The 21,099-nt window shown below is 60.1% G+C and carries 19 protein-coding genes and 1 tRNA gene; 9 read left to right on the plus strand and 11 right to left on the minus strand.

The genetic code is table 11. The annotated features are described in order from the left end of the window. From nusA to FDM28_RS12230, 6 genes are all read right to left on the minus strand, one after another. Positions 1–1,497, minus strand: coding sequence for a transcription termination factor NusA (nusA, locus tag FDM28_RS12205; RefSeq protein WP_138515463.1), 1,497 nt, complete (start codon positions 1,495–1,497; stop codon positions 1–3). A 63-nt stretch (positions 1,498–1,560) separates the two neighbouring features. Further along, positions 1,561–2,160 (minus strand): ribosome maturation factor RimP, encoded by a 600-nt coding sequence (gene rimP / locus FDM28_RS12210; RefSeq protein WP_138515465.1) that lies wholly within the window; start codon positions 2,158–2,160, stop codon positions 1,561–1,563. Between the two features lie 134 nt (positions 2,161–2,294). Further along, entirely contained in the window at positions 2,295–3,896 is a 1,602-nt protein-coding gene (locus tag FDM28_RS12215) for an ABC transporter ATP-binding protein (protein ID WP_138515467.1), read from the minus strand. Beyond that, positions 3,893–4,930 (minus strand): ABC transporter permease, encoded by a 1,038-nt coding sequence (locus tag FDM28_RS12220; protein ID WP_138515469.1) that lies wholly within the window; start codon positions 4,928–4,930, stop codon positions 3,893–3,895. Before FDM28_RS12220 ends, FDM28_RS12215 begins: the two co-directional genes overlap by 4 nt. After that, the gene (locus FDM28_RS12225) at positions 4,914–5,939 is read right to left on the minus strand and encodes a microcin C ABC transporter permease YejB (RefSeq protein ID WP_138516281.1); all 1,026 of its coding nucleotides are present in this window, start codon (positions 5,937–5,939) and stop codon (positions 4,914–4,916) included. The genes FDM28_RS12220 and FDM28_RS12225 overlap by 17 nt, the downstream gene beginning before the upstream one ends. Beyond that, positions 5,936–7,735, minus strand: coding sequence for an extracellular solute-binding protein (locus tag FDM28_RS12230; protein ID WP_138515470.1), 1,800 nt, complete (start codon positions 7,733–7,735; stop codon positions 5,936–5,938). The genes FDM28_RS12225 and FDM28_RS12230 overlap by 4 nt, the downstream gene beginning before the upstream one ends. 42 nt (positions 7,736–7,777) lie before the next feature. Here FDM28_RS12230 and fabI point away from each other — a divergent pair, with 42 nt between their 5' ends. Then, entirely contained in the window at positions 7,778–8,563 is a 786-nt protein-coding gene (gene fabI, locus FDM28_RS12235; RefSeq protein WP_138515472.1) for an enoyl-ACP reductase FabI, read from the plus strand. A 118-nt stretch (positions 8,564–8,681) separates the two neighbouring features. On the opposite strand, the gene FDM28_RS12240 is transcribed toward fabI, so the two are convergent. Beyond that, positions 8,682–10,952 (minus strand): arginine/lysine/ornithine decarboxylase, encoded by a 2,271-nt coding sequence (locus FDM28_RS12240; protein WP_138515474.1) that lies wholly within the window; start codon positions 10,950–10,952, stop codon positions 8,682–8,684. 136 nt (positions 10,953–11,088) lie between these two features. Between FDM28_RS12240 and FDM28_RS12245 the strand changes: the two genes are divergently transcribed. Next, a complete protein-coding gene (locus FDM28_RS12245; protein ID WP_138515476.1) occupies positions 11,089–11,514 on the plus strand; it encodes an NfeD family protein in 426 nt (141 codons plus the stop codon). Positions 11,515–11,526: 12 nt separating this feature from the next. Then, positions 11,527–12,435, plus strand: a complete 909-nt coding sequence (locus FDM28_RS12250) for an SPFH domain-containing protein (protein WP_138515478.1) — start codon at positions 11,527–11,529, stop codon at positions 12,433–12,435. A gap of 95 nt (positions 12,436–12,530) precedes the next feature. Here the strand turns inward: FDM28_RS12250 and FDM28_RS12255 are convergent. The 4 genes from FDM28_RS12255 to FDM28_RS12270 form a co-directional block, all read right to left on the minus strand. Then, positions 12,531–12,620: transfer RNA gene (locus FDM28_RS12255), tRNA-Ser, on the minus strand. 98 nt (positions 12,621–12,718) lie between these two features. Continuing rightward, positions 12,719–13,000, minus strand: a complete 282-nt coding sequence (locus tag FDM28_RS12260) for a hypothetical protein (RefSeq protein ID WP_206021966.1) — start codon at positions 12,998–13,000, stop codon at positions 12,719–12,721. A 38-nt stretch (positions 13,001–13,038) separates the two neighbouring features. Beyond that, the gene (locus tag FDM28_RS12265; protein WP_138515482.1) at positions 13,039–13,473 is read right to left on the minus strand and encodes a DNA polymerase III subunit chi; all 435 of its coding nucleotides are present in this window, start codon (positions 13,471–13,473) and stop codon (positions 13,039–13,041) included. Beyond that, positions 13,470–14,915 carry a leucyl aminopeptidase gene (locus FDM28_RS12270; protein ID WP_138515484.1) on the minus strand — a complete coding sequence of 482 codons (1,446 nt, stop codon included), beginning with the start codon at positions 14,913–14,915 and terminating at the stop codon, positions 13,470–13,472. Before FDM28_RS12270 ends, FDM28_RS12265 begins: the two co-directional genes overlap by 4 nt. A 23-nt stretch (positions 14,916–14,938) precedes the next feature. Here FDM28_RS12270 and lptF point away from each other — a divergent pair, with 23 nt between their 5' ends. The 6 genes from lptF to FDM28_RS12300 all read left to right on the plus strand — a co-directional run bounded on the left by lptF (position 14,939) and on the right by FDM28_RS12300 (position 21,055). Beyond that, the gene (lptF, locus tag FDM28_RS12275; protein WP_138515486.1) at positions 14,939–16,045 is read left to right on the plus strand and encodes an LPS export ABC transporter permease LptF; all 1,107 of its coding nucleotides are present in this window, start codon (positions 14,939–14,941) and stop codon (positions 16,043–16,045) included. Next, positions 16,042–17,148 (plus strand): LPS export ABC transporter permease LptG, encoded by a 1,107-nt coding sequence (gene lptG / locus FDM28_RS12280; RefSeq protein ID WP_138515487.1) that lies wholly within the window; start codon positions 16,042–16,044, stop codon positions 17,146–17,148. The genes lptF and lptG overlap by 4 nt, the downstream gene beginning before the upstream one ends. Beyond that, positions 17,145–17,525 (plus strand): sirohydrochlorin chelatase, encoded by a 381-nt coding sequence (locus FDM28_RS12285; protein ID WP_138515489.1) that lies wholly within the window; start codon positions 17,145–17,147, stop codon positions 17,523–17,525. Before lptG ends, FDM28_RS12285 begins: the two co-directional genes overlap by 4 nt. 49 nt (positions 17,526–17,574) lie before the next feature. Next, on the plus strand, positions 17,575–18,540 hold the full coding sequence (locus FDM28_RS12290) for a CysB family HTH-type transcriptional regulator (protein ID WP_138515491.1): 966 nt from the start codon (positions 17,575–17,577) through the stop codon (positions 18,538–18,540). Between the two features lie 118 nt (positions 18,541–18,658). Further along, positions 18,659–19,819 (plus strand): pyridoxal phosphate-dependent aminotransferase, encoded by a 1,161-nt coding sequence (locus FDM28_RS12295; protein WP_138515493.1) that lies wholly within the window; start codon positions 18,659–18,661, stop codon positions 19,817–19,819. Between the two features lie 78 nt (positions 19,820–19,897). Beyond that, positions 19,898–21,055, plus strand: a complete 1,158-nt coding sequence (locus FDM28_RS12300) for a PQQ-dependent sugar dehydrogenase (protein WP_138515495.1) — start codon at positions 19,898–19,900, stop codon at positions 21,053–21,055. Positions 21,056–21,099 lie beyond the last annotated feature (44 nt).

The raw sequence follows: 21,099 nt of genomic DNA on the forward strand, positions 1-21,099 counted from the left end.
TTACTCTTGAGAAGCGCTGTCATTGGTAAACCAATGCTCACGCGCCTTCATGATCAGGGCCTTGGCCTCGTCCGCAGACTGGCCGGTAATATCTGTCAATTCGTCAACGGCAAGATCCGCCAGCTCATCGCGAGTGTGAACACCGCCATCTGCCAGTTTGCCGATCAATTCAGGGGTCAAACCCTCCAGGTCGCGCAAGTTCTGCGATACCTCTTCCACGCTCTCTTCGTGGGCAATTTCCATGGTCAACAACGCGTCTTTCGCACGGTTGCGCAGCTCATGCACGGTGTCTTCATCGAAGGATTCGATTTCCAGCATTTCTTGCAGCGGCACATACGCAACTTCTTCCAGGCTGGTGAAGCCTTCGGCAATCAGGATGTCGGCGATTTCTTCGTCAACATCCAGCTTTTCCATGAACAGCTTGCGGCCGGAGTCGGTTTCGTTTGCCAGCTTCTGGGCAGACTCGGCGGCATCCATGATGTTGATCTTCCAGCCGGTCAACTCGGAGGCCAAACGCACGTTCTGACCACCGCGGCCAATAGCAATTGCGAGGTTTTCCTCATCGACCACCACATCCATGGCATGGCGCTCTTCGTCCACCACGATGGAGGTCACATTAGCCGGGGCCAACGCACCAATCACGAACTGGGCAGGATCTTCGCTCCACAGCACAATGTCCACGCGCTCGCCGGCCAGCTCATTGGTCACGCCGTTCACACGGGTGCCGCGCACGCCAACGCAGGTGCCAATAGGGTCCACACGGGAATCATGCGACACCACGGCAATCTTGGCGCGGGAGCCTGCATCACGGGCGCAGGATTTGATTTCGAGCAGGCCTTGCTCGATCTCAGGCACTTCTTGGCGGAACAGCTCCATCATGAATTCAGGCGCCGAACGGGACAAAACAATCGGTGCGCCGCGCAAGGTCAGGTCCACTTCCATGATCATGGCGCGCACGCGGTCACCGGTACGCAAGTTTTCCTTGGGGATCATTTCGCTGCGGCGCAAACGACCTTCGACACGGCCGCTCTCCACAATGATGTCACCCTTGTCCATGCGCTTGACGGTTCCAACGAAAATCTTTTCGCCACGGGACATGAAGTCGTTGAGCAGCATTTCGCGCTCTGCATCGCGAATCTTTTGCAAGATCACTTGCTTGGCCGCCATCGCACCAATTCGGCCGATAGGCACAGACGCCACCGGCTCTTCGATGTACTCGTCCACTTCGATGTCGGCGATTTGCTCTTTGGCTTCAAACAGCAAGATTTCCTGGTCAGGCAGTTGCAAACCGGCCTCATCGGGCACCACGTGCCAGCGACGGAAGGTTTCGTAGTTGCCGCTGTCACGGTCCAGCGCGACACGGATGTCCACATCTCCCGCATACAACTTCTTGGTGGCCTGGGCCAGAGCAGCCTCCACGGCACCCAACACCACATCACGCTCCACGTTCTTCTCACGGGAAATTGCTTCAACCAGCATCAACAGTTCGCGATTCATGCCATGACTCTCCTGAACACTCTTATCAACCAATACAAAAACGGATGGGAACGCAGCCGGGCCTCAAGCCTCGTCTGCCTGCCCTTGGCCGCCACGGCCTTTGAAACTCACAATGGGGGCCAAACGCGCATCACGCAGCTCATCGAAGGTAAAGCCCAAGGCCTGCAACGGCGGCGGCACGCGCTTCTTGCTCACTTTTTGGCCGGGCTTGACTTCGGGCGCATCGCTCCAAACGATTTGCCAGCCGGTGCTGCCGTCTGCAGCCGGCACGCGCTCCAGCGTGCCGCGGAATTTTTTACGGTTGGCGCTGACTTGGCCGTTGGCCGCAGCGCCCATGGGGGCCTTCAAGGTAATGTCGATCACCTGACCGGCAAAGCGCTCGAAATCCTGCACATGGCGCAAGGGGCGGTCAATACCGGGGGAAGACACTTCCAGGCGCTTGTATTCGACGCCATCGACTTCCAGAGCGAATTGCAGCTGGCGCGTGACTTTTTCGCAGTCTTCCACATTAACGAACTGCTCAACAGCAGGCTGACCATCTACAGGCGCTACCCAGGGCAAATCAATCGTAATGCGCAGCAAGCCTCCGGCAGAGCGCTCGATCTCTACCAAGTCATATCCCAATCCTGCTACGGTTTGTGCAACGATGTCCTGTAATGCCACGTCTTTAAAGCCTGCCTGAAGTTCGAGTGAAAAACGATCGACCAAAAAAAACGGGCGGTAATTACCCGCCCGTTTGGTCGTGAGCTTTGGATTGTACTCCAAAAGCGTGCCAAAGCCCTTGATTCTTAAGGAAATTAGAGGCTCGCCGCCAGCAATTTGCGGGTGTAAGGGTGGCTGGGCGTGTTGAATACCGCATCCAGCTCGCCGGATTCCACAATTGCACCGGACTGCATGACCAGCACGCGGTGCGCCATGGCCTTGACGACGGCCACATCATGGGTGATCAGCAAATAGGCCAAGCCACGCTCCTGTTGCAGGCGCTGCAACAGGAGCAGCACCTGCTGAGCCATGGTGACGTCCAGCGCGCTGGTGGGTTCATCCAGCACCAACACCGCCGGCTCCAGCACCAAGGCGCGAGCAATCGCCAGACGCTGCCGCTGCCCGCCGGAAAACTGGTGGGGATAGCGCTGCAGGATGCCGGGAAACTGGGCCTGCCCCATACCAACCACCTCCAACACCTGCACGACACGCTCTTGCCGCTCACCGCGGGACAAGGTGGGCATGTGCACATCCAAGCCCTCGCCCACCAACTCTTCCACCGTGAGCCGGGGCGACAGAGAAGAGAAAGGATCCTGAAACACCACCTGCACCTGCTTGCGCAAAGACAGGTCACTCGCTGCACGCCCAGACCAGGATGCACCGCCAACGCGAACCAGCCCATCGTGCCGCACCAACCCCAGAGCAGCCAATGCCAGCGAGGATTTGCCGGATCCGGACTCTCCGACCACCCCTACAGTCTCTCCTCGGTGCAAGCGAAAGTCTGCACCCTGCACAGCCACAAAGCGTCCGCTGGAAAACCAGCCACGCAGCCCCGGTTGGGGAATGGGGTACTCGACCCGTACCCCCCGGGCTTCCAGCAGCACCGGAGCGCCCGGGGCCGGAGCGCGCACATCCCGCACCGGCAGGCTGTCCAGCAACTGGCGGGTGTAGGCGTGTTGAGGGCGGGCAAATACTTCTGCCACTGCGCCCTGCTCCACGATCACGCCCTGCTCCATCACCGCCACGCGGTCCGCGAACTTGCGTACCAGATGCAGGTCATGCGTGATCAGCAGTACGGCCATGCCTTTGCGTCGCTGCAAATCCGTCAACAGATCGAGAATCTGCTGCCGCACACTCACATCCAGCGCCGTGGTGGGCTCGTCCGCCAGCAGCAGCTTGGGCGCACACGCCAGCGCCATGGCGATCATGGCCCGCTGGCGCTGACCGCCCGACAACTGGTGCGGATAGGCCTTGGCCCGACGCGCTGGATCGTCCATGCCCGTCTCCGCTATCAAATCAATAGCTGCTTGCGCAAATTCAGCGGGCGCTAGGCCCAGTTTTTCTTCCAAAACTTCTGCAATCTGTGCGCCGATGGTGAACACCGGGTTCAGCGCCGTCATCGGCTCCTGGAACACCATGGCAATGTCCTGCCCACGGATGCCCCGCAGTTGCCGCTCTGGTGCCGCCAACAGATCGAGCGGCCCGGCGCTGGAGGCAAAGTCGGCCTTGCCGCTCAAATGCGCACCCTGGGCCAGGCCCAGCAAACTCAGCGCGGTGATGGTTTTACCGGAGCCAGACTCACCCACCAAGGCCAACTTCTCGCCGGCCCGGATGTCAAAACTCACGCCATGCACCACCTCGCGCCCGGCAAATGCGACCCGCAAGCTCTCTACCGTTAAAAGCGTGGTCGGGTTCATGCGTCTTGCTTCCGGGGGTCCAGCGCGTCGCGCAAGGCATCGCCCATTTGCGTCAGCAGCAGCAATGTGATCACCAGCACGCCAAAGGTGGACAGCGATATCCACCACGCGTCGATATTGTTTTTTCCCTGTGACAGCAACTCCCCCAGAGACGGCGTGCCTGGTGGTACGCCGAGCCCCAGAAAATCCAGCGAGGTCAGCGCCAGGATGGCCCCGCTCATGCGAAAAGGCAAAAACGTAACCACTGGCGTCAGGCTGTTGGGCAAGATATGTCGCGTAATGATGACGCGGCTGGACACCCCCAAGGCCCGCGCCGCCCGCACATAGTCCAACTGGCGGTTACGCAAAAACTCGGCCCGCACATAGTCCGACAGCCCCATCCAGCCAAACAGACTCAGCAACACCAGCAAGAGGCCCACGCTGGGTGCAAACAAGGCACTGAAAATGATCAACAGGTAGAGCTCCGGCATGGAGCTCCAGATTTCGATGAAGCGCTGGAAGACCAGATCCGTCTTTCCGCCAAAAAAGCCCTGCACTGCGCCGGTGGCGATGCCCAGGAGCACGCCGGTGGCCGTCAAGGCCAGCGCAAACAGCACACTGACACGGAAGCCGTAAATCAACTGCGCGAGCAAATCGCGACCGCGGTCATCAGTGCCCAGCCAATTCGCAGCACTCGGCGGCGCGGGGTTGGGGGCCGTGGCAAAGTAATTGAGCGTTTTGGACCCGTAGCGGTTGGGCGCAAACACCGCCCAGTTGCCAGGCTCTGCCAACTTTTGCTGAATGAAGGGGTCGAGGTAATCCGTGGGGGTGGCGAAGTCGCCGCCAAACGTGGTCTCCGGGTAGTCGCGCAGCATGGGCCAGTAAGTGCTGCCTTGGTAGACCACGACCAGCGGTTTGTCGTTGGAGACCAACTCCGCTCCCAGGCTGATGAGCACCAGCACGCAAAAAATCAACAAGCTCGCAAAACCCACGCGGTTGCGGCGAAAGCGCCGCCAGGCGCGCAGGGCGGGACCGGGATTAGTCGAAGGTAACACGGGGGTCCACCCAGGCGTAACAGAGGTCAGACACCAGCTTGGTCACCAAGCCGATAAGGGTAAAGAGATACAAGGTGCCCATGACCACCGGGTAGTCGCGGCGGATCACACTCTCATAACTCAGCAAGCCGAGGCCATCCAGCGAAAACTGGGTTTCGATTAACAGGGAGCCCGTGAAAAACGCGCCGATAAACGCCGCCGGGAAACCGGTCACGATGGGAATCAGCGCATTGCGCATCACATGCTTCCAGAGCACCTTGCGCTCGGGCAGGCCTTTGGCGCGCGCAGTCAGCACATATTGCTTGCGGATTTCTTCGAGAAACGCATTTTTCGTCAACATCGCAATGGTGGCAAAGCTGCTCATCACCATGGCGGTCACGGGCATGGCGATGTGCCAGAGGTAATCCGTCACTTTGGCGCCCCAGGACAAGCTCTCCCAGTTGGCAGACACCAGGCCCCGCAGCGGAAACCATTGCAACTGCCCGCCGAATACCACCAGCAACGCCACGCCCAGCACAAAACCCGGAATGGCAAAGCCCACCAGCACCAACACACTGGTGACCATGTCAAACCGGCTACCCGCCCGCACGGCTTTGGCAATGCCCAGCGGTACGGCAATGCCGTAACTCAGGAAGAAGGTCCACAAGCCCAGACTCATGGACACGGGAAGCTTCTCCCAAATCAGCTCAGAGACTTTGCGGTTTTGGAAAAAGCTGGTGCCCAAATCAAACCGGGCAAACTGGGTGAGCATCTGCCAGAAGCGCTCGGGCGCCGGTTTGTCAAACCCGTACAAGGCCTTGGCCTGCTCCAGGCGCTTGGGGTCTACCCCTTGTGCGCCACGGTAGCTCATGCCGCCCTCTGCGCCGACACCGGCGCCCGCCTTGGCCTCCGCAAGGTATTGCTCCACCGGACCACCGGGCACAAACTGCACCACCACAAACGTGAGGAGCAACACGCCAAACAAAGTGGGCAGCATCAACAACAGCCGTTTGAACACATAGGCCATCATGGCTTGGCCCACCAGGTATCGATGGCCCAGCCCTCACCTTGAGCGTAGGGCGGCATCTGCGCAGGCTTGTCCAAACGCCAGGCGTTGTAGGCAATGCGGTGGGTCGCGGCCGACCACTGGGGCACCAGCACATGGCTGTGGGCAATCACCCGGTCCAGGGCACGGCAAGCCGGCAACAGTGCGGCCTTGGACTTGGCACTCGTCATGTGCAGAATCAGGGCGTCCACCGCCGGGCTTTGGATGCCGCTGAAATTGCCGGACTCTTCCTGGCTGGCGGCCTTGCTGCCAAACAAATCCGCGAACTCCTGGCCGGGGTTCTGCGTGCCGGCATAGGCGATGGAGGTGATGTCGAACTCAAACTTTTGCAAACGCTGCTGGTAAAGCGCGAAGTCCACCGGGCGGAACTTGAGCGTGACCCCGATCTTCTCCAGATTGCGCGCCCACGGCGTGACCACGCGGGCGCCAGCCTCGTTGCTGTCCAGGTACTCCAGCTCAAACGCCTGCCCCTGTGCGTTGCGCAAGGCGCCGTCGCGGTAGGTCCAACCTGCCTCCTTCAGCAAGGCTTGCGCTCTGCGCAGGTTGTTGCGCAAAGAATCTTCGCCATCGGTGCGCGGTGGGCGCGCCATGGGTCCAAAAGCGGCCTCTGGCACTTTGCCCCGCCACGGATTCAGCAATGCCAACTCTTGCTCGGGCGGCACACCTGTGGCCTGGCAATCGGTGTTGCCAAACAGGCCTTGCACCCGCTGGTAGGCGCCATAAAACATCTGGCGGTTCATCCACTCATAGTCCAGTGCCAGGCCCAGCGCTTGCCGCACCCGCACGTCTTGCAGCAAAGGTTTGCGGGTATTGAGCACATAGCTCTGAAAACCGGTGGGCAGCCGGTGCTGAAACTCAGCCTTGATCAGCTCGCCACTGTCAAACTTGCGGCCAGTTACGCGGCGGGCCCAGTCTCCCGCTGAAAAAAAGCGCATCAGGTCGAACTCGCCGGCCTTCAGGGCCTCGAGGCGGGATGTGCTGTCTTTGTAGATTTTGACGGTGATGCGGTCGAAATTGGCCGTGCCACTGCGCACATTCAAATCGCGCGCCCAGTAGTCGGGGTTGCGCACATAGGTGATGTCTTTGCCGAAGTTCACCGGACCTAATTTGTAAGGCCCGCTCCCGATGGGGATGTCCATCACGATCTGGTCAAAAGGCTTGGGCTTGCCGCCCTCCTCGCCCCAACGGTGGCTGAACACCGGCAAGCCTCCCACGGTCAGTGGCAAGTCACGGTTGGGCTTGGCAAAGCGAAAGCGCACCGTGCGTGCATCCAACGCATCCGCACCCACCACGTCCTCCAGCATGCTGCGAAAGCCCGGGGCTGCCAGCGGGCCTTTGAGCATGTCGAAGCTGTGTTTGACATCGCGCGCCAGCACGGCATCTCCGTTGTGAAAACGGGCTTCCAGCCGCAACACAAAGGTGGCACTCAAGCCATCAGGGGCCACGCTCACCTCTTGGGCCAGCAAGCCGTAACCGGCCGCTGTCTCATCCAGCGCGCCAGCCAGCAAGCTATCGAACATCAGGTTGCTGAGATAGGCTGGAGCCGAGCCCTTGACGGTGAACGGGTTGTACTTGTCAAAGGTGGAAACGCGCAGATTGCTCACCAGGCGCAACTCGCCGCCTTTGGGCGCTAGTGGATTCACATAACTGAAGTGGGCAAAGCCCGGTGGATATTGCAGGTCGCCCCAGAGGGCATAGCCATGCGCAGCCCACACGCTGCCCGCCATGAAACTCCCGAGTAATGCCACCCATTTCCGCATGCGACAATTCTGCACTAGACCACGCATTTTTATGAGGACGATATGGGCTTTTTAGCAGGCAAGAAGTTGTTGATCACCGGAGTGTTGTCGAACCGCTCCATCGCCTACGGCATTGCCAAAGCGTGCAAAGAACAAGGCGCCGAACTGGCATTCAGCTACGTGGGCGAGCGCTTCAAAGAGCGCATCACCGAGTTCGCTGCAGACTTCGACTCCACACTGGTGTTTGACTGCGATGTGGGCAACGATGAGCAGATCGACCAGTTGTTCAAAAACCTGTCGGCCCACTGGCCCACGTTTGACGGTTTTGTGCACAGCATCGGCTTTGCCCCCCGTGAAGCGATTGCAGGCAACTTTCTGGACGGCCTGACCCGCGAGAATTTCAAAATCGCACACGACATCAGTGCTTACAGCTTCCCCGCGATGGCCAAGGCTGCTTTACCCTACCTCTCGCCCAAGGCGGCACTGCTGACACTGTCATACTTGGGTGCCGAGCGCATCATCCCCAACTACAACACCATGGGCCTGGCCAAAGCCTCGCTGGAAGCCAGCGTACGCTACCTGGCCGAGGCAGTGGGCCCTCAAGGCATCCGTGTGAACGGCATCAGCGCAGGCCCGATCAAGACACTGGCAGCCAGCGGCATCAAGGACTTCAGCAAGCTGCTGAACATGGTGGCCGGCGCATCCCCCATCCGCCGCAATGTGACGATTGAAGACGTGGGCAATGTCGCGGCGTTCCTGCTGAGCGACTTGGCCGGCGGCGTGACAGCCGAGATCACCTACGTGGACGGCGGCTACAGCCAGACCATGGGCGTGACCGCAGAGGCTTAAGTACAAAAAAGGGCTCTAGCGCACGCAGAGTGTGCGCGAGCAGCTATCAAAAAAATAGCGCCGACAAAGTGATTTGCCGGCGCTATTTTCATGAGGCCCTCCGGATTGGAGAGCACTCTCAGGCTTTCACGCAGTCGGCGTAGTAGCGCACCTTGCCGTCCTCGCCCACTTCGCTCACCAGGCCGTGCACATCGGTCTCGAAACCGGGGCACTGGGCATTGAACTCGCGGGAGAACTTCAGGTAGTCCACCACTTTCTTGTTGAACACTTCGCCGGGAATCAGCAAGGGAATGCCGGGCGGGTACGGTGTCACCATGCCCACTGATACGCGGCCTTCCAGATGGTCGATCTCCACGCGCTCGGTCTTACGCAGGGCAATGTGGGCGTAGGCATCGCTAGGCTTCATGGCAGGCACCAGATCGCTCAGGTACACCTCGGTGGTCAGGCGCGCGATGTCGAACTTGGCGTACAGCTGGTGGATGTGCTGGCACAGGTCGGCCAGGCCCATCTTCTCGTAGCGTGGGTACTTCTGCACGAACTCGGGCAGCACACGCCACATGGGTTGGTTCTTGGCGTAATCGTCTTTGAACTGCTGCAACGCGGTCAACATGCTGTTCCAGCGGCCCTTGGTAATGCCGATGGTGAACATGATGAAGAAACTGTACAGGCCCGTCTTCTCCACGACCACGCCATGCTCGGCCAGGAACTTGGTCACGATAGACGCAGGAATACCCGTCTTGGCAAACTTGCCGTTCAGGTCCAAACCGGGTGTCACGATGGTGGACTTGATGGGGTCCAGCATGTTGAAGCCGTTGGCCAGCTTGCCGAAGCCGTGCCAGTTGGCCTTGGCAGTTTTGCTCTCGCCCTTGATGATCCAGTCGTTCGCGCGGCCAATGCCTTCTTCGGCCAACTTGTCCGGTCCCCAGACCTTGAACCACCAGTCGTCGCCATACTCTTCATCCACCTTGCGCATGGCGCGGCGGAAGTCCAGCGCCTCGGCAATGCTTTCTTCCACCAGCGCGGTGCCACCGGGGGGCTCCATCATGGCAGCCGCCACGTCGCAACTGGCAATGATGCTGTACTGCGGACTGGTGCTGGTGTGCATCAGGTAGGCCTCGTTGAACAGGTGCTTGTCCAGCTTGACGGTCTGCGAGTCCTGCACCAGCACATGGCTGGCCTGGCTGATACCGGCCAGCAACTTGTGGATGGACTGCGTGCTGTAGACCACAGCCTCTTTGGGGCGCGCGCGGTTCTTGCCCATGGCGTGGTAGGTGCCGTAGAACGGGTGGAAAGCCGCGTGCGGCAGCCAGGCCTCGTCAAAGTGGATGTTTTCCACATAGCCATCGAGCATGCTCTTGATGGTCTCGGTGTTGTAGAGAACACCGTCGTACGTGCTTTGCGTCAGCGTCAGGATGCGCGGCTTCACCTTCTTGGCATCTACCCCCTTGAGCAGCGGGTTGGCCTTGATCTTGGCCTGGATGGTGGCGGGCTCGAACTCGCTTTGCGGAATCGGGCCGATGATGCCGAAGTGGTTGCGCGTGGGCTTCAAGAACACGGGGATGGCCCCGGTCATGATGATGGCGTGCAGGTTGGATTTGTGGCAGTTGCGGTCCACGACCACGATGTCACCAGGTGCCACCGTGTGGTGCCACACCATCTTGTTGGAGGTGGAGGTGCCGTTGGTCACAAAGAAGCAGTGGTCGGCGTTGAAGATACGCGCCGCATTGCGTTCGGACGCACCAATCGCGCCGTTGTGGTCCAGCAGCTGGCCCAGCTCTTCCACGGCATTGCACACGTCGGCGCGCAACATGTTCTCGCCATAAAACTGGTGGTACATCTGGCCCACGGGGCTCTTCAAGAAGGCCACGCCACCGGAGTGACCGGGGCAGTGCCAGCTGTAGGAACCGTCTTCAGCATAGTCCAGCAGCGCCTTGAAAAATGGCGGCTGCACGCCTTCCAGGTAACCCTTGGCCTCGCGGATGATGTGGCGCGCCACGAACTCGGGCGTGTCTTCAAACATGTGAATGAAGCCATGCAGCTCGCGCAGAATGTCGTTGGGGATGTGGCGACTGGTCTTGGTCTCGCCGTACACGTAAATGGGAACATCCAGATTCTTGCGGCGCACTTCTTCAATGAAATGGCGCAGGTTCAACACCGCAGGGTCCAGGTCCGGGCCGGGGGTGAATTCCTCATCGTCAATGGACAGAATGAAGGCGCTGGCCCGGCTTTGCTGCTGGGCAAACTGGCTCAAATCGCCATAGCTGGTGACACCCAACACCTCAAAGCCCTCGGACTCAATGGCCTGCGCCAAGGCACGGATGCCCAAGCCTGACGTGTTTTCCGAACGGAAATCTTCGTCAATGATGATGATGGGAAAGCGAAACTTCATCGGATGGCTCCAGCGACAAGAGGGGGCTAAAAATGGCAAACAGGCGCGAAGTGTAAGGACTTATTGCGACAACGCCGTGGTGCGGTCATTCAATTGGCCCACAATGTGGCGTCATCAATACAACCGGAGTGCACCCATGTCGGAACCCACCTTGTGGTGGCTTGTCACAGGCGGATTGGTCGCCCTTGAATTACTCACCGGCACTTTTTATTTGCTGATGCTGGCGCTGGGTGCTGTGGCGGCGGCCTTGGCAGCCCATGCGGGGGCTGGGCTCGCGGCACAGCTTGCTCTGGCTGCTCTCGTAGGCGGAGGCGCAGTGGTTGCTTGGCACTGGAAACGCATGCGTCGCAACCATGAGCTACCCGCGCAAGCGAATCCGAATGTCAACCTGGATATTGGCGAAACGGTGCAGGTCGCAGCCTGGGACACGAATGGCACGGCCAGCGTGCATTACCGGGGTGCCCACTGGACGGCCATCCACCGCGCGGGTGTTATCCCCGCGCCGGGCCCGCACCGGGTGGCAGAAATGGTGGGCAACCGCCTCTTGCTTGATAAAACTTGAACAGGAACCCTTATGGAAATCGCAATTATTCTTTTGGTCATCGCCGTCATCTTCATCACCCGCTCGGTGAAAGTGGTGCCCCAGCAGCACGCGTGGGTGATTGAGCGCTTGGGCAAATACCATGGCACCTTGACGCCGGGCTTGAACTTTTTGGTGCCCTTTGTAGACCGTGTGGCCTACAAGCATGTGCTGAAAGAAATTCCCCTGGATATCGCCAGCCAAGTCTGCATTACCAAAGACAACACCCAACTGCAGGTAGACGGCATCTTGTACTTCCAGGTGACAGATGCCATGCGGGCCAGCTATGGCTCCAGCAACTACATCGTGGCGATTTCTCAGCTGGCTCAAACGTCATTGCGCTCGGTCATCGGCAAGCTGGAGCTGGACAAAACATTCGAGGAGCGCGACATCATCAACGCGCAGGTCGTCGCAGCGATTGACGAGGCTGCACTGAACTGGGGCGTCAAGGTGCTGCGGTATGAAATCAAAGACCTGACACCGCCCAAAGAAATCTTGCACGCCATGCAAGCGCAAATTACTGCGGAGCGTGAAAAGCGCGCCCTGATTGCGGCCTCCGAAGGCCGGCGCCAAGAGCAAATTAACATTGCCACTGGCGAGCGCGAAGCCTACATCGCACGCTCCGAGGGCGAAAAACAAGCCGCCATCAACAGCGCACAAGGTGAAGCCGCATCCATCACCGCAGTGGCAGAAGCGACGGCCTCGGCCATCGAACGCATTGCCGCCGCCATCCGCCAACCCGGCGGCGAGCAAGCAGTGCAGTTGAAAGTGGCCGAGCGGGCAGTAGATGCCTACGGAAAGGTGGCAGCGGATGCCACCACCACCTTGATCATTCCGGGGAATATGAGCGAGGTGTCCGGCCTGATTGCGACCGCCATGAAAATGGTGCAATCCAGCAAGTAAGCATTAGCAGCAGAATGGCTATCCATTCTGCGCCCCCCCGGAGCACCAAAGAAAAAACCCTTGTAACTCATTGAATTACAAGGGTTTTTCAGTTCTGGCGGAGCAGGCGGGATTCGAACCCGCGGTGGGTTTTACCCCACGCACGCTTTCCAGGCGTGTGACTTAAACCGCTCATCCACCGCTCCAGAGCCTCGTATTCTAGTCCGTAAATTCAAGCATTCTTGGTTCGCACGAAACTTTTTAGAAAATTTCCACGCAGCCATAGGCAGATCTGCCGCAAAACTCAGGGCTCGCGCTCCGATTGCGCCGATGTCACTGTGCTGGCCGCCATATCCCGCACCGTGTCCTCCAAATCTTCCATCACCTTGGGTAACAAGGCATCCCATTGCGCCTGCAAGCTCTCTCGCAAGGCCGCTTGAAGGCGTTGCTCCAAGCCGGGTAACAAACGCTGGACAAGCGCCTCCACCAAGGCTTCATCCGGCGCGGCAGTGGATGCCGAGGCCGCCTCTGCCGGAGCGGATTCGGGCACTTCCAGCGCCACCGCAGGCTTAACTACCTCGGTCAAGGTGGGCAAAAAACGCGGTGTCGCTTTGGGTGCCTGCATCAATCTGCCCCCTTGAGTTTCAGGTCGTGGCGCTGAATCGCGTAGCCCTGCTGCACATAGTGTTTCCAGCGGGTGCGGGCCAAAGCCCGATCTTCATCATCCACCGAGACGACCTCAATTACCCGCTCAAACTGCGTAAAAGCATCTGGCACCGTAGTGGTCAGATTCACCAGAACGCTGTGGCTCTGCAAAGCACTGTGTACACGCGAGGTCAAGACCACCGGGCACCGGGGCTGCGGCACGCCTCCGTCATCCACGGCATGTACCAAAAAATCGGTGGGCGCCGTCGCCCACAAACTCGCGTCGAGGTATTGCACTTGTGCGGGCGCGGCCAACACGGTCAGGCGGGCGCCTCTGGCGACCGCCTTGCGGAGCAGCCGCCCCACATACTCCAGCTTGTTGGGCGCGCCGAAATGAAAGGCAACGTCTGTCACCGCCCTGCGACCCGACTCAACAAAAACTCCACCAGCAGGGGCACGGGGCGCCCGGTCGCGCCCTTGGCTGCGCCGCCTTTCCAGGCGGTACCCGCGATATCCAAGTGCGCCCAGTCGAACTTCTCGGTAAAACGCTGCAAAAATTTGGCAGCCGTAATGGCACCGCCCGCGCGGCCCGCCACGTTGGCGACATCAGCGAAATTGCTTTTGAGCCCGTCTGCGTAATCGTCATCCAAGGGCAGGCGCCAGCACAAGTCACCGCTGGCCTCACCCGCCTTGTACAAGGCATCGGCCAGCTCAGGTTTGCTAGTAAACAAACCGCTGCGCACGCCGCCCAAAGCGACCACGCAGGCCCCCGTCAAAGTGGCAATATCCACCACGGCGGCCGGCTTGAAACGTTCAGCGTAAGTCAGTGCGTCGCACAACACCAAACGACCTTCCGCATCGGTGTTCAAAATTTCGATGGTTTGCCCGCTCATGCTGGTGACAACATCTCCAGGCTTCACGGCTTTGCCATTCAGCAAATTTTCGCAAGCGGGAATCAAACCCACCACGTTGATCGCCGGCTTCAACTCCGCCAAAGTGCGGAAAGTGCCCAGCACGCTCGCGGCACCGGACATATCGAACTTCATCTCATCCATCTCTGCCGCAGGCTTGATGGAAATGCCACCGCTGTCAAAGGTGATGCCCTTGCCCACCAACACCACGGGCGGCTGCGCCTTGGGTGCGCCGGAATACTGCAACACAATAAACCGCAGCGGCTCATCTGAGCCCTGAGCCACAGCCATGAAGGAGCCCATGCCCAACTTGACGACCTCTTTGGGTCCGAGGATTTCGCATGTGACCTTGGCCGACTTGGCAATACTTTGCGCCGCTTGAGCCAGCAAGGTCGGCGTCGCGTAATTGGCCGGGCGATTCGCCCACTCCTTAGCAAATTCCACGCCCGCAACGGTCGCAGCTCCGGTATCAAAAGAGCTTTTCACCTCAGAAGCATTGGTGGCCGCCACCAGTACTTTCTGCAGAGTCCGGGCCTCTGGCTTGGACTTGGTGTGGGTATACACATAGCTGGCTTCCGCCACCGCCAATGGCACCGCCCGCACAGCGTCTTCGTGGGCGGGTCCGGCAAACCCTACGATGGCCTTCTTGACGCTGCTCGCCTTGAGCGACGCAGCACATGCGGCGAGTGCTCCGCGAACGCCGCGCGCGTGCCCGTCTCCAACGCCTGCGAGCAGCACTTTCGGAGCGTTAGCCTGCACCGGCCGGTACAGCGACAGCACAGTGCCCGCCTTGGTTAAAAAATCGCCCTGCTTGAGCGTCTGCGCGATCAAGACAGACAACTCGTCTTTACCGGGCTTGAAATCTTGCGACACCAGCAAGATCAAAAGATCCGTTTTTTCATTAGCAAGGGCTACGAGATTCAGAGGCTTGAGTTCAAAGTTCATAATTCACGCTTTCGTTGAACGCCATGTTATTCCATTCCTCCATCCGCAAAGAGTTAGGCCGCAGTTTCGGCGCCACCTTGGTGGTGCTGGTCACGGTAGTTACCACCATGACCCTGTTGCGCACGCTGGGTGAGGCTTCCCGGGGCACGTTCAACCCTGCGGATGTGCTCATCATCATGGGCTACACCGTGCTGTCAGACATGCCCACCATTTTGTCGATGAGCCTGTTCATCTCGGTGCTCAGCGTGGTGACCCGTATGTACCGCGACAGCGAAATGGTGATCTGGTTCGGCAGCGGCAACGGCCTACTGTCGTTGGTGCGGCCTTTGCTGCGGTTTGCCTGGCCGGTGTTGGTGGTGGTGATGGCGCTGGCTTTTTTCATTCTGCCGTGGTCGTTCAGCAAGATTGAAGACCTGCGCGACAAGTACGACAAACGGGGCGACATCGCCCGCATCGAGCCCGGCCAGTTCCAGGAATCCGCCAACGGCGACCGCGTTTTCTTCATTGAAAAAGACAGCAAAGGCCAACAGACCGGTAAAAACGTCTTTATCGCCACCAAAGAACAAGACAAAGAAACCATCACGTCCGCCCACACCGGCACCGTGGAGGTCATGAATGACGACAAGTTTCTGGTGCTGCAAAACGGCCAGCGCCTGGAGCGTAAAGCGGATAAGGCGGACCTCACCCTGAGCACGTTTGAGCGCTACGGCGCACGGGTAGGCGCTGACGATGCGTCTGCCAGAGACTACGCCCCCTCCAACGCCAAAACCACCTTGGACCTTTTGAAAGCACCTACCCCCCAGCACCAGGGCGAATTGTCCTGGCGTGCCGGGCTCACGTTGGCGGCCTTCAATTTGCTCTGGATCGGGCTGGCTGCGGCCGGAGCTAACCCGCGCGCCGGGCGCAGCAGCAACCTGATCTTTGCGTTCCTAGCCTTTGTGGTGTATTTCAACCTGCTGGTGCTGGGCAAAAGCTGGATTGATAACAGCAAAATGTCGCTGCTGCCCATGTTGCTGCAGTTGCATGGCGGGGTCTTCATCCTCAGCATGGTGTGGCTTGCCAAGCGCCACTTTCACTGGGCTATCCGCTGGCCCAAACGCCGCATGACCAGGGCCGGAGCTGCCACATGAAAACGCTGCGCAAGCTGCTCTATGGGGAGGTGATCACGGCGGTCGCGCTCGTCACCTTGGGCTTTATGGCCTTGTTTTTCTTCTTCGACATTGTGGAAGAGCTGCAGTCGGTGAGCCGCATCAAGGCGTCTGGCTACCAAGTTCCCCAGGCCTTGATTTACGTGGCGCTGATGATTCCGGCCCACGTGTATGAGTTGTTTCCTATCACCGTGCTGATTGGCACCATTTTTGTGATGGCGCGGCTGGCCCGCAGCTCGGAGTTCACCATTTTGCGTACCAGCGGCCTGGGGCCCTGGCGGGCCTTGCGCACTTTGCTCGCGCTGGGGCTGGGGTTTGTGATGTTCACCTTTGCGGTGGGCGACTATGTAGCGCCGCTGGCGGACAAAACAGCGCAGCTCTTGAAGTCCCGCTTTCAGGGCAAGATCAGCGTGGGCAAAACGGGCGCATGGCTCAAAGAGAAGCAGGCCTACGGCAGCTATTCGGTCAATGTGGGCTCCCTCACCTCCGACGCGGCGCTCAAGGATGTGCGTATTTTTGAGTTCGACAACCAAGGCTACATCGTGTCCCTGACCGAAGCGGCCGGCGGCACGTTTGGCGAGGACGAGTCTTGGCAACTCCAAGATGTAACACGCACAGAATTCAGCGCTGGCAACCAGCAAGCCATCCGTGTGGAAAACGCCAAACTGGAAACCCTGCGCTGGCCCACCCTGATCAGCGCCGAGATGGTGGCCGCCGCTGTGCTGCGCCCCGAGCGGATGGGCACGATTGACCTGTTCCAGTACATCCGCCACCTCAACGCCAACGGCCAAAGCGCCCAGAAGTATGAAATCCAGTTCTGGAAAAAAGTGTTTTACCCCCTGAGCTGCCTGGTGATGGTGGTGCTGTCGCTGCCTTTTGCCTACCTGCACTTCCGCTCCGGCAGCATTGCGGGCTACACCTTTGGTGGCGTGATGGCTGGCATCAGCTTTGTACTGCTCAATAACGTGCTCAATGACCTGGGCAACCTGCAAGGCTGGCAGCCGTGGATTACGGCGGCTTTGCCGGGCTTGATTTATTCCTTTTTCTCACTCGCCGCCTTCACCTGGCTGGTACTCCGACGATGACAAGCAACACCCCCCGCAGCGCCATCGTGCTGTTCGCCCATGGTTCCCGCGACCCCTTGTGGCACAAACCCATGGAGGCGGTGGCCGAGCGCATTCGCCTGCAAAGCGCTGACGTGGAAGTGGCGTGCGCCTACCTCGAACTCAGCCAGCCCGATTTGCCAGATACCGTGGCACGCTTGGCAGCAGGTGGCGTGAACCACATCACCATCGTGCCCATGTTTTTGGGCGTAGGCCGCCATGCCCGGGAAGACTTGCCCGCGCTGGTGCTGCAGCTGCGCACGCAGTACCCAGCCGTGCAATTCCATCTGCAAGCGGCTGTGGGTGAGGATGCACGCCTCTTGGACATGCTGGCCGCTATCGCACTCAGCCCGGCCTGAAAATGAGGCTCTGAGGCATAATGAATTCCATCTTTAGCTGGAATTCGATATGAACCTCCACCAATTCCGCTTCGTCCAAGAAGCCGCGCGCCGCAACCTCAACCTCACCGAAGCGGCCAAGGCGTTGCACACCTCGCAGCCGGGTGTCTCGAAAGCCATCATCGAGCTGGAAGAGGAGCTGGGCATTGACATCTTTGCCCGTCACGGCAAGCGCCTCAAGCGCATCACCGAACCCGGCCAGCATGTGCTCAAAAGCATCGAGCTGATCCTACGGGAGGTGAACAACCTCAAGCGCATCGGCGAGCAATACAGCTCGCAGGACAGCGGCACCCTGTCGATTGCCACCACCCACACCCAGGCGCGCTATGTGCTGCCTGAAAAAGTGGCTCAATTGCGCACCGCCTTCCCCAAGGTCAACGTCAGCCTGCACCAAGGCGCGCCCGACCAGGTAGCGCGCATGCTGATTGACGATGTGGCGGAGATCGGTATTGCCACCGAGTCGCTGGCCAACTACACCGAGCTGGTCACCCTGCCCTGCTACGAATGGCAGCACGTGCTGGTGCTGCCGGTAGACCACCCGCTGGCGCAAAAAGAGCGCATCAGCTTGGAGGACGTGGCCGCCGAGCCACTCATCACTTACCACCCCTCCTTCACAGGGCGCACCCGCATCGACCAGGCATTTGCCGCGCGCAAGCTGGAGCCGCGCATTTCCCTCGAAGCCATTGACTCCGATGTGATCAAAACTTATGTGCGCCTGGGGCTGGGCATCGGCATCGCGGCCGAAATGGCGGTGACCGATGTGGTGGAAGACATGGAGAAAAATGGCGCTCGTGGCGGCCTGGTGGTACGCCCTGCCGGCTACCTGTTCGGCCAGAACGTGACCCGGGTAGCCTTCAAGCGCAGCGCGTATTTGCGCAATTTTGTATTCACCTTTGCTGAATTTTTGAGTAGCCGCTTGAACCGCGCCCTGATCGCCAAGGCCATGGAAGGCCATGTCAACGACTATGAGTTGTGAGCCCCCCGAAGCGGCTTCTAGCCGCTTCCCCCCTCAGGGGGGCGCCACCAGCGGCCCGGCAAAGCCGGTTCCGCGTTGGCACTGAACAAGACACTTCACTCCTGCACTGCGTGATTTCATGACCACTGCTTTTACACCCTCGCTCACCAGCCGCCTGCCCAACGTAGGCACGACCATCTTTACCGTCATGTCGGCATTAGCCGCTGAGCACAAAGCGGTAAATCTCGGCCAAGGTTTTCCGGACTTTGCTTGCGACCCCGCCTTGGTGAACGCTGTGACGGCTGCCATGCAAGCCGGGCACAACCAGTACCCGCCCATGGCGGGTGTGCCGGTGCTGCGACAGGCCGTGGCGACCAAAATTGAGGCGCTGCACGGCAAGACCTACCAACCCGACAGTGAAATCACCATCACCGCGGGTGCCACGCAGGCCATCATCACGGCCATTCTGGCCGTCGTACATCCGGGTGACGAAGTGATTGTGCTGGAGCCTTGCTACGACAGCTATGTACCCAACATTGAGCTGGCTGGCGGCGTCGTGGTGCGGGTGCCCCTGACGCCCGGCACCTTCCGCCCCGACTTTGCCAAGATCAGCGCGGCCATCACGCCCAAAACGCGGGCGATCCTGATCAACACCCCACACAACCCCAGCGCCACCGTGTGGAGCCGGGCTGACATGCTGGCCCTGCAAGACCTGCTCGCCCCCACCAACATACTGCTCATCAGCGACGAGGTGTACGAGCACATGGTGTTTGACGGGCAGCAGCACGAGAGCGCATCGCGGTTTCCCGGCTTGGCAGCACGCGCGTTTGTGGTGTCCAGCTTTGGCAAAACCTTCCACGTGACCGGCTGGAAAGTGGGCACCGTGGCAGCGCCTGCCGCCTTGACCGCCGAATTCCGCAAGGTGCACCAGTTCAACGTATTCACCGTCAACACCCCGGTACAGCACGCCTTGGCAGCTTACCTGGCCGATCCCGCGCCCTACACCAACCTGCCCGCGTTCTACCAACGCAAGCGCGACCTGTTCCGCGCCGGGCTGGCCGGCACCCGCTTCAAGCTGCTGCCCAGCCAGGGCAGCTACTTCCAGTGCATCGATATTTCCGAGGTAAGCGACCTGAACGAAGCCGACTTCTGCCAATGGCTCACCCGCGAGGTGGGCGTAGCGGCCATCCCGCTGTCAGCGTTTTACGGCAATGGCTTTGACCAGCGCGTGGTGCGCTTTTGCTTTGCCAAGCAGGATGCCACCCTGCACTCCGCCCTGGAGCGCCTGAAAACCTTATAAGACCAGAAGGTCTGCCCATTCACTATCATTTTTATAGCTACTTGCGCATATTCCACGAGCGCTAGAGGCATATTTCATATGATTTTCACCCTGTCCCTCCCAGCACGGCGCGCCTCAGTGGCGGTGGGCCTCGCGCTATGTACCTGGGGCGTGCAGGCTGATGCGTTGCGCACCGAGACGGTGGCAAGCGGCCTGGAGCACCCCTGGGCCCTGGCCTTTTTGCCGGACGGCCAGTTTCTGGTGACCGAGCGGCCGGGCCGCCTGCGGGTGGTGGATGCACAAGGCCGCGTGGGGCCGCCCATCCGCGGTGTGCCTGCCGTGGATGCGCGGGGCCAAGGAGGCTTGCTGGATGTGCTGCTGGACAGCGACTTTGCGCGCAACCGGCAACTCTACCTCTGCTACGCCGAGCCGGGCGCGGGCGGCAACAGCACCGCCATGGCCCGCGCACGCCTGAGCGAAGACACCCGCAGCCTCACCGATGTGCAAGTCATTTTCAGCCAACAGCCCAAGGTAGCGAGTAACGCCCATTTCGGCTGCCGCATCGCCGAGGGCCAACGCCAAGGAGCCTCGGACGGTAGCCTGTACCTTGCACTGGGCGAACGCTTCAGCCGCAAAGACGACGCCCAGCGCCTGGACAACCACCATGGCAAGATGATCCGCATCCACAAAGACGGCGGCGTACCTACCGACAACCCTTTTGCCGGCGCCAGCACTCGCCCCGCCGGAGCCCGGCCAGAGATATGGAGCTACGGCCACCGCAACCCGCAAGGCTTGGTGCAGGCACCCGATGGCACTCTGTGGGAAATCGAACATGGCCCCCAAGGTGGCGATGAAATCAACCTCCTGCAGGCCGGGCGCAACTATGGCTGGCCGGTGATCACCTATGGGGAAAACTATGGCGGCGGCCCCATCGGCAGCGGCCTGACTGCGCAAGCGGGCATGGAGCAACCGCTGCACCACTGGACGCCCTCCATAGCCCCCTCGGGCATGGCCTTTGTCACCAGCGCCCGCTACGGCAAGGCATGGACGGGCAATCTGGTGGTGGGCTCCCTCAAATTCGGGTACCTGGCGCGCCTGGAGCTGAGTGCGCCGTTTGCCGGCACGATGCTGCGGGAAACCCGGCATCTGCAGTCCTTGGGCGAGCGGGTGCGCGATGTGCGCCAAGGCCCCGATGGCTGGCTGTACCTGCTCACCGACCAGGCACCCGGCCGCCTGCTGCGGGTGTTGCCGCGCTGAACGGCGTCGGACGACGGTGTGCGGCGGTGAGCGGACGCTCCGGC

Source organism: Rhodoferax bucti (genome assembly GCF_005876985.1).
GTDB lineage: Bacteria > Pseudomonadota > Gammaproteobacteria > Burkholderiales > Burkholderiaceae_C > Allorhodoferax > Allorhodoferax bucti.

Coding starts and splice junctions, on each gene's coding strand:
- FDM28_RS12215 (WP_138515467.1), bottom strand. CDS start 3,896: ATGAACCCGACCACGCTTTTAACGGTAGAGAGCTTGCGGGTCGCATTT.
- FDM28_RS12245 (WP_138515476.1), top strand. CDS start 11,089: ATGTCGGAACCCACCTTGTGGTGGCTTGTCACAGGCGGATTGGTCGCC.
- FDM28_RS12230 (WP_138515470.1), bottom strand. CDS start 7,735: ATGCGGAAATGGGTGGCATTACTCGGGAGTTTCATGGCGGGCAGCGTG.
- FDM28_RS12250 (WP_138515478.1), top strand. CDS start 11,527: ATGGAAATCGCAATTATTCTTTTGGTCATCGCCGTCATCTTCATCACC.
- FDM28_RS12295 (WP_138515493.1), top strand. CDS start 18,659: ATGACCACTGCTTTTACACCCTCGCTCACCAGCCGCCTGCCCAACGTA.
- FDM28_RS12290 (WP_138515491.1), top strand. CDS start 17,575: ATGAACCTCCACCAATTCCGCTTCGTCCAAGAAGCCGCGCGCCGCAAC.
- FDM28_RS12300 (WP_138515495.1), top strand. CDS start 19,898: ATGATTTTCACCCTGTCCCTCCCAGCACGGCGCGCCTCAGTGGCGGTG.
- FDM28_RS12270 (WP_138515484.1), bottom strand. CDS start 14,915: ATGAACTTTGAACTCAAGCCTCTGAATCTCGTAGCCCTTGCTAATGAA.
- FDM28_RS12225 (WP_138516281.1), bottom strand. CDS start 5,939: ATGATGGCCTATGTGTTCAAACGGCTGTTGTTGATGCTGCCCACTTTG.
- FDM28_RS12285 (WP_138515489.1), top strand. CDS start 17,145: ATGACAAGCAACACCCCCCGCAGCGCCATCGTGCTGTTCGCCCATGGT.
- lptG (WP_138515487.1), top strand. CDS start 16,042: ATGAAAACGCTGCGCAAGCTGCTCTATGGGGAGGTGATCACGGCGGTC.
- lptF (WP_138515486.1), top strand. CDS start 14,939: ATGTTATTCCATTCCTCCATCCGCAAAGAGTTAGGCCGCAGTTTCGGC.
- fabI (WP_138515472.1), top strand. CDS start 7,778: ATGGGCTTTTTAGCAGGCAAGAAGTTGTTGATCACCGGAGTGTTGTCG.
- FDM28_RS12240 (WP_138515474.1), bottom strand. CDS start 10,952: ATGAAGTTTCGCTTTCCCATCATCATCATTGACGAAGATTTCCGTTCG.
- nusA (WP_138515463.1), bottom strand. CDS start 1,497: ATGAATCGCGAACTGTTGATGCTGGTTGAAGCAATTTCCCGTGAGAAG.